We start from the raw sequence: 11,015 nt of genomic DNA on the forward strand, positions 1-11,015 counted from the left end.
GGCTGGTTGGCCACGACGCCGACGGACCGCCCCTCGACCCGCCCGAAGCCGCAGATGATGTTCGGCGCGAAGAGCGGGTGGACCTCGAGGAACTCGCCGTCGTCGAGCACGTGGCCGATGACGGTGTGCATGTCGTACGGCTGGTTCGGGGAGTCGGGGATGAGGGTGTCGAGCTCGAGGTCCGCCTCCGTGACCGTCAGGTCGTTGTCCACCTCGTAGGCCGGGGGGTCCTCGAGGTTGTTCGAGGGCAGGTAGGACAGCAGGGCCTTGACGTACTCGATGGCGTCGTCCTCGTCGCTGCCCATGTAGTGCGCGACACCGGACTTGGTGTTGTGGGCGCGGGCGCCGCCGAGGTCCTCGAACGAGACGATCTCGCCGGTGACCGTCTTGATGACGTCGGGACCGGTGATGAACATGTGCGAGGTCTGGTCGACCATCACGGTGAAGTCGGTGACGGCGGGGGAGTACACCGCGCCGCCGGCGCAAGGCCCCATGACGAGCGAGATCTGGGGGATGACGCCCGAGGCGTGGACGTTGCGGCGGAAGATCTCGCCGTAGAGCCCGAGGGAGACCACGCCCTCCTGGATGCGGGCGCCGCCGGAGTCGTTGAGGCCGACGACGGGGCAGCCGACCTTCATGGCGAAGTCCATGACCTTGCAGATCTTCTCGCCGAACACCTCGCCGAGGGAGCCGCCGAACACGGTGAAGTCCTGGGCGAACACGGCGACCGTGCGCCCGTCCACGGTGCCGTATCCGGTGACGACCCCGTCGCCGTACGGCCGGTTCTGGTCCTGGCCGAACGCGACCGAGCGGTGTCGGGCGTACTTGTCCATCTCGACGAACGAGCCCTCGTCGAGAAGCAGGTCGATCCGCTCGCGCGCCGTCTTCTTGCCACGCCCGTGCTGCTTCTCCACGGCCCGCTCGGACCCGGCATGGGCCACCTCGGCGACCCTGCGCTTGAGGTCGGCCAGCTTGCCCGCCGTGGAGTGGATGTCGATGCCGGAGCCCGAGGAGGGGATGTCGGTGCCGCCCATTGCGAGCGGATCAGCGACGGAATCGGTGGTCTGCGCCATGCCGGCGAGCCTAGCCTTGCCCTCATGCGCGAACCGCTCGACAGTGAGGCATTACACGAGGCGTTGGTCACGTCCGGATCGCCCTGGACGGGGGTGGACGTGCATCCCACGCTCGGCTCCACCAACGCCGAGGCGGCCCGCCTGGCCGAGCCCTGGCGCGTGGTCGTCGCCGACCACCAGCTGGCGGGCCGGGGGCGGCTGGGCCGGAGCTGGGAGACGCCGGCCCACACCTCGGTGACCCTCTCGGTCCTGTTACCGGCACCCGACGACGGCCGCGGCTGGATGCCCCTGGTCACGGGGCTGGCCGTCCTGAGAGGCATCGAGGAGGTGACCGGGCTACGAGCCGGTCTGAAGTGGCCCAACGACGTCCTGCTCCCCTCCGATGACGACCGCAAGGTCTGCGGCGTCCTGTGCGAGCTCCAGCCCACTGGCGTCGTGGTCGGGCTGGGCATCAACGTCGACCAGGGCCGCGAGGAGCTCCCGGTGGAGACGGCGACCTCGCTGCGCCTCGCCGGAGCGCCTGGGGTGAGCCGCGAGCGGCTCGTGGAGGCGGTGCTGCGGCACCTGGCCGCCCTCCACGCCGACCTGGTGCGCGGTGGAGCCGACCGCGTGGACGCCCAGGCGGCATACCGGTCATCCTGTCTCACCGTCGGTCGCGAGGTGGACCTGCACGCCGCCGACGGCACCGTCAGCCGCGTCACGGCGACCGGTATCGACGCCACCGGCCGGCTGGTGGTCTCCTCCCGCGGCCAGGAGTATGCCGTCGCCGCGGGCGATGTCGTGCACGCCAAGGTGGCCCCCGGCGGCTGAGCGCCGGGGGCGCGGGCGCCCGGTCCGCGGCACACGGCATGATGCGAGGTGACCAGCGCCGGTCGGGCGCTGCACTGCGCCCCGCAACGGCGGGCTAGACGGAGCGAGGAGGTGTCGGGGTGACCGAGCCCGGACGGCACCGCCCAGTGCGCCCCGAGGAGATCGAGGCGTTGCGACCGGACAGCCTGGAGGCGCGGCTGCTCGGCAAGCGGGCCACCATGGGCCGGCGAGACGTGAGCCGCAGCGCCCAGGTCTCCCTGCTCTCGGCCCGCAAGTTCTGGCATGCCCTCGGTTTCCCGATCGTCCACGACGAGGAGGCCGTGTTCACCGAGGCCGACCTCCTGGCGCTCAAGGCCGTGGCCCGGCTCGTCCGTGAGGAGGAGCTCGACGAGGAGACGGCCCTCGCGATGACCCGGGCTTTCGCGCGGACGACTGACCGGCTGGCCGTCTGGCAGACGCAGCTCATGGCCGAGGCGCTCGCCCCGGTCGAGATCGAGGCCGCCCTGGACGAGGCCGACGCCCGAGCGGTTCCCGACCTCATCGCCGCCGAGGCGTCCGCGCTCAAGCTGGCCGACATGGCCGACGCCTTGGAGCCGCTGCTCATCTACGCGTGGCGCCGCCACCTCACGGCGGCCATCTCCCGCATGCTCGCCGACGCCGACCCGGAGAGTGCCAGCCAAGGCGTGCGGCGAGCGGTCGGCTTCGCGGACCTGGTCAACTTCACCGGGCTCGTGCGCCGGATGACCGAACGCCAGCTGGCGGTGATGGTGCAGCGCTTCGAGGCCCTCTGCACGGACATCGTCACGGCCCACGGCGGACGGGTCATCAAGACCGTGGGCGACGAGATCCTGTTCGTGACGATCGACGCCGCTCCCGCCGCCGCCATCGCGCTGGACCTCGTCGACACGATGGCCGAGGACGACCTCCTGCCCGACGTCCGTGTGGGCATGGCCTTCGGGCCCGTCCTGTCGCGGCTCGGTGACGTCTTCGGCACCACGGTCAACCGCGCCAGCCGGCTGACGAGCGTGGCCCCCGGGGGCGGCGTGCTCATCGACGACGCGCTCGCCGCGGGCCTCGCGAGCGGCAGCGGCTTCGAGACGACGGCGCTGCGGCGTCGCACCCTGCGGGGCATCGGCCCGGTCACCCCCAGTGAGCTGCGCCGGGCCGCAGGCGGCCGCCGCACCAACCCAGGAGAGGTCCACCAGTGAGCGAGCATCCTTCCGACCAGCCGGCCGAGCAGGCCCACGAGCACCGGTCCGAGGGCCCCCTCGTGCGGGTCGAGAGGCACGGCGAGGGCGGGACGGTCGCCGAGCTGGTGCTCGACCGGCCTGAGGCGATGAACGCCGTCTCGACCGCGATGGCCACGGCCCTGGCCGCCGCCACCCGCCAGCTCGCGGCGGAGCGCGGTGTGCGGGCGGTTGTGGTGACCTCGAGCCACCCCAAGGCCTTCTGCGTCGGAGCGGACCTCAAGGAGCGCAACCGGTTCACCGATGACGAGCTGCGCGCCCAGCGCCCCGTGGCGCAGGCGGCATACCGCGGCGTTCTGGACCTGCCGATGCCCGCGGTGGCGGCGGTCGACGGCTACGCGCTCGGAGGCGGCCTCGAGATCGCGCTCTCCTGCGACCTGATCGTGTGCGGGGAGCAGGCCGTGGTCGGGCTGCCTGAGGTCAGCGTGGGGGTCATCCCCGGCGGCGGCGGCACGCAGCTGCTCACCCGTCGGGTGGGATGGTCTCGCGCCGCGCAGATGGTCTTCACGGCGCAGCGCTACGACGCGGCGAGCGCGTACCGCTTGGGCGTGGTCGACGAGGTGGTCGCCGCCGGGTCGGCCCGCGAGCGCGCCCTCGAGATCGCCGGGCAGATCGCCGCCAACTCGCCGGTCGGAGTCCGCAACGCCAAGCGCGCCATGCGTCAGGGTCTCGACACCGATCTCGACACCGGACTGCGCATCGAGGACGAGTGCTGGGCGGCCACCGCCTTCTCGGCCGACCGTGCCGAGGGGGTCGCTGCATTTGCGGAGAAACGCCGACCGACGTGGCCCGGTCGCTGAGGTGGCCTCCCTTTGCCTACGATCAGCCCCATGACCCGTGTGCTCCTCGCTGAGGACGACCCTGCCATCTCCGAGCCGCTGGCCCGCGCCCTGCGGCGGGAGGGGTACGACGTCGACGTACGAGCCGACGGCCGGGCCGCCCTCGAGGCCTCGGTCGAGAACCACGACCTGGTGGTTCTCGACCTCGGACTGCCCTTCGTCGACGGGCTCGAGGTCTGCCGCCGGATCCGCGCCGACGGTCGCACCGTGCCGGTGCTGATCCTGACGGCGCGCGCGGACGAGGTCGACACCGTCGTCGGGCTCGACGCCGGCGCGGACGACTACGTCACCAAGCCGTTCCGCCTCGCCGAGCTGCTGGCGCGGGTCCGGGCCCTGCTGCGCCGAACGCCGACCGATGCCGTGCCGAGCCAGGAGCTGGTCCGCATCGACCCCGAGGGTCGCCGCGCCTGGTTCCGCGACGAGGAGCTCCAGCTCACCGCCAAGGAGTTCGACCTGCTGCGGGTCCTCGTGCGCGAGCAGGGCAAGGTCGTCTCGCGCGAGCAGCTGATGCGCGAGATCTGGGAGACCGCGTGGTTCGGGTCGACCAAGACCCTCGACATGCACATCTCCGTGCTGCGCCGCAAGCTCGGCGACGACGCCACGCAGCCGCGCTACATCGCCACCGTTCGGGGCGTCGGATTCCGCTTCGAGCGTGGCGACGCGATCTGACGCCACGCCATGCGGCAACAGCTGATCCGGTCCACGGTGCTTGCCGTGGCTATCGCCATCGCGATCATCATCGTGCCGATCGTGCTGGGCCTGTGGCGAGCCAGCCAGGGTGACGGGCTCGTTCACGACTGGCTCGGTCAGGGCATGCCGCTGTCCATCTCGGCCAAGCTGGCCGGCGTCCTGGTCACCCTCTGCCTCCTCTCGCTCGCGGCCGGCGTGGTCGTGGCCATCCGCCAGACGGTGCGGCTGTCCGCGCCGATGACCATGCTCGCCGACCGTGCTGAGCGGCTCGGAGCCGGTGAGTCCCGCATCCAGCCCCTGCACTCGGGCATCGCCGAGCTCGACCAGGTCTCCGAAGTGTTGTCGCGCAGTGCCCAGCGGCTGACCAAGTCGCTGGCGTCCGAGCGCGACTTCGCCTCTGACGCCTCCCACCAGCTGCGCACCCCGCTGACCGCCCTGCTCATGCGGCTTGAGGAGATCGCCGTTACGGACGATCTCGACGTCGTCCAGGAGGAGGCCAGCATCGCCATCACCCAGGTCGAGCGGCTCACGCGCGTGGTCGACGACCTGCTCTCGCGCAGCCGGCGCGGCGTCGACGAGCCGAAGGCCTCGGTCTCGCTGGACTCCGTGATCGCCGCGCTGCAACGCGAGTGGCAGCCCGCCTTCGAGCAGGCGCGGCGGAGCGTGCGGGTGCACGGTGAGCGCGGCCTGGCGGTGCAGGCGAAGCCGGTCGACCTCTCCCAGGTGCTGTCCACCCTCCTGGAGAACTCCCTGGCGCACGGCCGGGGAACGGTGGACGTCCACGCTCGCCGCAGCGGCCCCTCGGTCGTGGTCGAGGTGAGCGACCAGGGCGAAGGCGTCCCCGCTGCCATCGCCCCGCACATCTTCGAGCGCTCGGTGACCACGAGCGGAACCGGCCTGGGGCTGGCGCTGGCGCGGGACCTCGCCGAGTCCAACGGTGGCCGGCTCGAGCTCATCCAGGCGCAGCCGGCGATCTTCGCCCTGTTCCTCAGCGAGTCCGACGCCATCTGACCCGAGGGCCGCCCCGGCCCTCCGGATCTAGGCCTTGGGCTGCTCCGACGGCTCCACGCGCTCGGCCAGGTCGGACTGGACGGTCTCGTCGGACAGCGGAGAGGTGTCGACCAGCGGCTCCCGGCTGAACACGAACGCGCGATAGGCCCAGAACCGGAACAGCGTGCCGAGCCCGATGCCGACGATGTTGGCGACGTTGTCCGCAGCCAGCGAGGTCAGCCCGAGACCGTAGTGCGAGAACGCGATGCAGCCCGCCCCGATGAGCAGGGCCACGCCGTTGGTGAGGACGAACAGCGCGGCCTCGTGGTGGGCGGGCCGGTTGCGACGGTGCCGGAAGGTCCAGGTCCGGTTGCCCACCCACGCCACGGCGGTGGCGACCGAGGCCGACACGATCTTGGCGCCGGTCGGCTTGTCCTCCATGACGGTCTGGCGCAGGAGGTTCATCAGCCCTACGTCGACGACGAACGACACCGCCCCCACGACGCCGAACTTGATGATCTCGCGATAGAGGACGTCGACGGCTCCGCGGAGCCGGTCGGTCACAGGAGGGTGGGTGGACACCAGGGGAGCCTATCCGCGCACCCTGTGCGCCCGGTGCATACTGCCGGGCACTCCGGTCCGAACGGTCGATATCCTCGCGGCGTGACATCTCCCCAGCGTGCTCCCGGTGGCTTTCCCGTCGTCGGCATCATCGGCGGTGGTCAGCTCGCGCGGATGTGCGCGGGGCCGGCCTCCGAGCTGGCTATCGGCCTGAGCGTGCTGGCCGAGGCCCCGGATGCCGCGGCCGCCCAGGTGGTGCCCTCCTCGCCGGTCGGTGACCACCGCGACGTGGAGGCGGTGCTCGCCTTCGCCCGGGACTGTGACGTCGTCACCTTCGACCACGAGCACGTGCCCGACGAGGTGCTGAGCGCCCTCGTGGCCGCGGGCGTGCCGCTACACCCCACCCCGGACGCGCTGGTCTACGCGCAGGACAAGCTGAGGATGCGACGCCGCCTCACGGAGATCGGGGTGGCGTGCCCTGCGTGGGCGCAGGCCCGGACAGCCGACCAGGTCGAGGCGTTCGCCGCCCGGGTCGGCTGGCCGTTGGTGGCCAAGACTCCTCGAGGGGGCTACGACGGCAAGGGCGTGCGGGTCGTCGGCACGGTCGACGAGCTCCAGGACTGGCTCGACCAGGTCGGTGCGCCCGGCCCCCTGGCCGACGGCATCCTGCTCGAGGAGCGGGTCGAGTTCGTCCGCGAGCTCGCCGTGCTCATCGCCCGGAGCCCCTCCAACCAGGCCGCAGCGTGGCCGGTCGTCGAGACCGTGCAGACCGACGGCATCTGCACCGAGGTGCTCGCCCCGGCGCCTGACCTCGACCCGGGTCTCGCCGCCGTCGCCACCGAGGCCGGTCTGCGCATCGCCGAGAGCCTGCAGGTGACGGGCGTCTTCGCCGTCGAGATGTTCGAGGTCCGCGACGCGGAGTCCGGTGCTCCCTCCTACGTCGTCAACGAGCTCGCCATGCGGCCCCACAACAGCGGACACTGGTCGATGGACGGTGCGGTCACAGGGCAGTTCGAGCAGCACCTGCGAGCTGTCCTCGACCTTCCACTCGGCGCACCCACCCCACGCGAGCCGCACACCGTGATGGCCAACGTCCTGGGCGGCGACTACCCGGAGCTCTACCCGGCATACCGGCACCTCATGGCGCGCGACCCCGGGCTGAAGCTGCACCTCTACGGCAAGACGGTCCGCGTGGGCCGCAAGATCGGGCACGTCAACGTGTCGGGCACCGACCTGGCCGACCTGCGTGAGCGAGCCCGCCACGCCGCCGACTACCTCGCGGGAGTGATCACCGAATGACCGAGCAGCCACTGGTCGGACTCGTCATGGGCAGCGACAGCGACTGGCCTGTCATGGAGCTCGCCGCACAGGTCCTGGAGGAGTTCGGCGTCCCCTTCGAGGCCGACGTGGTCTCGGCCCATCGGATGCCGGCGGAGATGCTCCGCTACGGCCAGGACGCGGCCGGGCGCGGCCTGCGGGTGATCGTCGCCGGGGCCGGGGGAGCGGCTCACCTGCCCGGCATGCTGGCCGCCGTCACCCCACTGCCGGTCGTCGGGGTGCCGGTGCCGCTGCGCCATCTCGACGGCATGGACTCGCTGCTCTCGATCGTCCAGATGCCGGCGGGAGTGCCGGTCGCGACGGTGTCGATCGGCGGGGCCCGCAACGCCGGCCTGCTCGCCGTGCGCATCCTCGCTGCTGGCGAGGGCCCGTATGCCGCGGGGCTGCGTGAGCGGATGGCCGCCTTTCAGTCCGACCTGCGCGACCAGGCCCACGCCAAGGGGGCGGCCCTGCGCGAGCGCCGCGGCAGCCCGGCCTAGGGCACTTCTCTGCGTCGCGGTCAGCGGGCCATGCCGCTGTTCAGGACGCCGCGCCACTCGATTCGCGGGCAGGTGTCCATGACGACCGCGATCCCCGCCTCGCGTGCCCGCTGGGCGGCGGCCTCGTCGACGACCCCGAGCTGCATCCAGATCGCATCGATCCGGAGCCGGTCCTTGTTCGCGATCGCTTCGTCGACCACGGCGCCGACGTGCTGGGAGCTGACGAAGCAGTCGACGACCTTGACGTCGACGCCGTCGGGGATGTCCGACAGGCTGGCGTAGCCCTGCTCGCCATGCACCGTCTCGGCCTTGGGATGCACCGGGATCAGCCCCTTGCCCTGCTCGACCTTGAGCCAGCGGGCGACGCCGTACGCCTCACGCTGCTGGTTGGTCGACAGGCCGACGACGACCCACATACCGGGGTCGCTGAGCAGCTCGCGGATGAGCTCGGGGTCGTTCTGGTGCTGAAGCATTCCTCGACCGCACCACACGAGTGGTCTGCGCGCAACCACCACGCAGGTGACGTAGCCTCGCCCCCATGAAGTTCGGACTGTTCGTGCCCCAGGGTTGGAAGATGGATCTCGCAGGCATCGAGCCTGCCCAGCACTGGGGGGTGATGGCAGGGTTGGCCCGCCGGGCCGACGCCAACGAGGACTGGTCCTCGATCTGGGTCTACGACCACTTCCACACCGTGCCGGTGCCGAGCGAGGAGGCCACCCACGAGGCGTGGACCCTCATGTCGGCCTTCGCTGCGGTGACCGGCCGGGTGCGGCTGGGTCAGATGTGCACCTGCATGAGCTACCGCAACCCGGCCTACCTGGCCAAGGTCGCGGCGACCGTCGACATCGTCTCCGAGGGCCGCCTCGAGATGGGCATCGGCGGCGGCTGGTACGAGCACGAGTGGCGCGCGTACGGCTACGGCTTCCCGCGGCCGGGCGAGCGTCTGCAGCGACTGGAGGAGGGAGTCCAGATCTTCCGTCAGATGTGGACAGAGGGGCGGTCCACGTTCGAGGGCAAGCACTACTCGACCGACGGCGCATTGTGTATGCCGCGCCCGCTCCAGGGCACCTCGGCGCCGGGCTCGCCCGCGAACGGCATTCCGATCTGGGTCGCCGGCGGCGGCGAGAAGGTCACCTTGCGCATCGCGGCGCAGTACGCCGACTACACCAACTACGGGTCGGGCGTGGCGGCGGACTTCGAGCACAAGAGCACCCTGTTGCGCCAGCACTGCGACGACGTGGGTCGGGACTTCTCCGAGATCACCCGGACGGGCAACCTCGACATCTTCATCGGCGCGACCGAGCGTGACGTCGAGGACCGGATCAGCTGGCTGGCTGACCACATGCGCGGTGTCGGCGTCCCCGAGAAGGTGCTGGAGTCCCGTATCGACGACATCCGCAGGTCGCCGGGCACGGGAACGGCCGAGCAGATCGTGGAGCGGCTCCAGGAGCTGGAGAGGTTGGGGATGACCTACCTCATCACCTACTTCTTCGAGGCCGCCTACGACACGAGCGGCATCGCGATGTTCGAGCGCGACGTCATGCCCGAGCTCGTGGACCGCCAGCAGCACGGACACCTCTGGCACCTGCCGAAGCGCGCCTGAGCGACAGCGGCGGCTGGGCCGGAGCCCAACCGTCGCTGTCGTCGCAACCGCGGTGCGGAAGTGGCCGCGGCGAGGAGGTCCTGAGGTACGCCAGCCCGCGAGAAGGCCGTCCGAACCCGGCACGAACGCGTGGTGCCCGTCTGTTGTCCAGGCGCCACGCTGTGAGGCTGGGGTTGTGAGGCGTGGGGTGGGACCGGTAGCCCGTCAAGACGATCAGTCGCACGTCGGGCGACCAGGCGGGGTGCGCCCCGACCCAGCCGCTCGTGATCGTCACACGGGGGATCCGGGGTCGCCGCCGTGCGGTTTCACCCGCAGTACGTCCCTGTTCGACCGGGGATCGACGTGGTGGGCGCCACACCCGGCCGCGCCCGCGGCGCGGCATACCCGAGGGTAACCTTGGCTACCGTGACGACTGGTAACGCTGCCTTCGACCTGTTCAAGATCTCCGAGGACCACGAGGCCCTCCGTGAGGCAGTCCGTGCCGTCGCCGAGGACAAGATCGCTCCCTTCGCCGCCGCGGTGGACGAGGACGCGCGCTACCCCCAGGAGGCTCACGACGCCCTGGTCGCCTCGGACTTCTTCGCCCCGCACGTGGCCGAGGAGTACGGCGGTGTCGGGGCCGACGCCCTGGCGACCTGCATCGTCATCGAGGAGGTCGCCCGGGTCGACGCCTCTGCCTCGCTCATCCCCGCCGTGAACAAGCTGGGCTCGATGCCGCTCGTCCTCGCCGCCAACGAGGACGTGAAGCGCCGGTATCTGACGCCGTTGGCAGAGGGCCGGACGACGTTCTCCTACGGCCTGTCCGAGCGCGAGGCCGGCTCCGACACGGCGGCCATGAAGACCCGCGCGCGCCGCGACGGAGATGACTGGGTCATCAACGGCCAGAAGTCGTGGATCACCAACGCCGGTGTCTCCGAGTACTACACCGTCCTGGCGGTGACCGACCCCGAGGGGCGGCGCGGCGCCAACGTCACCGCCTTCGTCGTGGAGAAGTCCGACGAGGGGTTCACGTTCGGAGAGAAGGAGCGCAAGCTCGGCATCAAGGGCAGCCCGACGCGCGAGCTCCATTTCGACAACGTCCGTATCCCGGGCGACCGGGTCGTGGGTGAGGTCGGCGACGGCCTCAAGATCGCCCTGCGCACCCTCGACCACACCCGCGTGACCATCGGCGCCCAGGCCGTCGGCATCGCCCAGGGGGCCCTGGACTTCGCCGTCGGCTACGTCAAGGAGCGCAGGCAGTTCGGGCAGGCGGTCGCTGACTTCCAGGGCATCCAGTTCATGCTCGCGGACATGGCCATGGCGGTCGAGGCCGCTCGCCAGATGGTGTATGCCGCGGCTGCCAAGTCGGAGCGTGGAGACAAAGACCTGCCGTTCTTCGGCGCGGC

At 71.1% G+C, this 11,015-nt stretch carries 12 protein-coding genes; 9 read left to right on the top strand and 3 right to left on the bottom strand.

Features of this window, described 5'->3' with window-relative positions; all coding sequences use genetic code 11:
• Positions 1 to 1,034 (bottom strand): acyl-CoA carboxylase subunit beta (locus VGN50_RS00860; RefSeq protein ID WP_327442746.1); only part of this gene is annotated, 1,034 nt, incomplete at its 3' end.
• A 63-nt stretch (positions 1,035 to 1,097) separates the two neighbouring features.
• Between VGN50_RS00860 and VGN50_RS00865 the strand changes: the two genes are divergently transcribed.
• The 5 genes from VGN50_RS00865 (at position 1,098) to VGN50_RS00885 (ending at position 5,670) form a co-directional block, all read left to right on the top strand.
• Positions 1,098 to 1,883 (top strand): biotin--[acetyl-CoA-carboxylase] ligase, encoded by a 786-nt coding sequence (locus VGN50_RS00865; protein ID WP_327442736.1) that lies wholly within the window; start codon positions 1,098 to 1,100, stop codon positions 1,881 to 1,883.
• 119 nt (positions 1,884 to 2,002) lie between these two features.
• Entirely contained in the window at positions 2,003 to 3,091 is a 1,089-nt protein-coding gene (locus VGN50_RS00870) for an adenylate/guanylate cyclase domain-containing protein (protein WP_327442737.1), read from the top strand.
• A gap of 62 nt (positions 3,092 to 3,153) precedes the next feature.
• Positions 3,154 to 3,930, top strand: coding sequence for an enoyl-CoA hydratase/isomerase family protein (locus tag VGN50_RS00875; protein ID WP_327442747.1), 777 nt, complete (start codon positions 3,154 to 3,156; stop codon positions 3,928 to 3,930).
• 30 nt (positions 3,931 to 3,960) lie between these two features.
• Complete coding sequence (locus VGN50_RS00880) at positions 3,961 to 4,638, top strand: response regulator transcription factor (RefSeq protein WP_327442738.1); 678 nt, start codon at positions 3,961 to 3,963, stop codon at positions 4,636 to 4,638.
• A gap of 45 nt (positions 4,639 to 4,683) precedes the next feature.
• Positions 4,684 to 5,670 (top strand): HAMP domain-containing sensor histidine kinase, encoded by a 987-nt coding sequence (locus VGN50_RS00885; protein WP_327442739.1) that lies wholly within the window; start codon positions 4,684 to 4,686, stop codon positions 5,668 to 5,670.
• A 27-nt stretch (positions 5,671 to 5,697) separates the two neighbouring features.
• Here VGN50_RS00885 and VGN50_RS00890 read toward each other — a convergent pair whose 3' ends face one another.
• Positions 5,698 to 6,231 carry a GtrA family protein gene (locus VGN50_RS00890; RefSeq protein WP_327442740.1) on the bottom strand — a complete coding sequence of 178 codons (534 nt, stop codon included), beginning with the start codon at positions 6,229 to 6,231 and terminating at the stop codon, positions 5,698 to 5,700.
• Positions 6,232 to 6,312: 81 nt separating this feature from the next.
• Between VGN50_RS00890 and VGN50_RS00895 the strand changes: the two genes are divergently transcribed.
• Together VGN50_RS00895 and purE are read left to right on the top strand one after the other, a co-directional pair.
• Complete coding sequence (locus VGN50_RS00895; RefSeq protein ID WP_327442741.1) at positions 6,313 to 7,509, top strand: 5-(carboxyamino)imidazole ribonucleotide synthase; 1,197 nt, start codon at positions 6,313 to 6,315, stop codon at positions 7,507 to 7,509.
• Positions 7,506 to 8,027 (top strand): 5-(carboxyamino)imidazole ribonucleotide mutase, encoded by a 522-nt coding sequence (gene purE / locus VGN50_RS00900; RefSeq protein WP_327442742.1) that lies wholly within the window; start codon positions 7,506 to 7,508, stop codon positions 8,025 to 8,027. The genes VGN50_RS00895 and purE overlap by 4 nt, the downstream gene beginning before the upstream one ends.
• 20 nt (positions 8,028 to 8,047) lie before the next feature.
• Here the strand turns inward: purE and VGN50_RS00905 are convergent, their stop codons facing one another.
• On the bottom strand, positions 8,048 to 8,500 hold the full coding sequence (locus tag VGN50_RS00905; RefSeq protein WP_327442743.1) for a CoA-binding protein: 453 nt from the start codon (positions 8,498 to 8,500) through the stop codon (positions 8,048 to 8,050).
• Positions 8,501 to 8,565: 65 nt separating this feature from the next.
• Between VGN50_RS00905 and VGN50_RS00910 the strand changes: the two genes are divergently transcribed.
• On the top strand, positions 8,566 to 9,630 hold the full coding sequence (locus tag VGN50_RS00910) for an LLM class F420-dependent oxidoreductase (protein ID WP_327442744.1): 1,065 nt from the start codon (positions 8,566 to 8,568) through the stop codon (positions 9,628 to 9,630).
• Between the two features lie 405 nt (positions 9,631 to 10,035).
• A partial coding sequence (locus VGN50_RS00915; protein WP_327442745.1) for an acyl-CoA dehydrogenase family protein occupies positions 10,036 to 11,015 on the top strand: 980 nt, incomplete at its 3' end.

The sequence above is a fragment of the Pedococcus sp. genome, assembly GCF_036000045.1.
Taxonomy (GTDB): Bacteria; Actinomycetota; Actinomycetes; order Actinomycetales; family Dermatophilaceae; genus Pedococcus.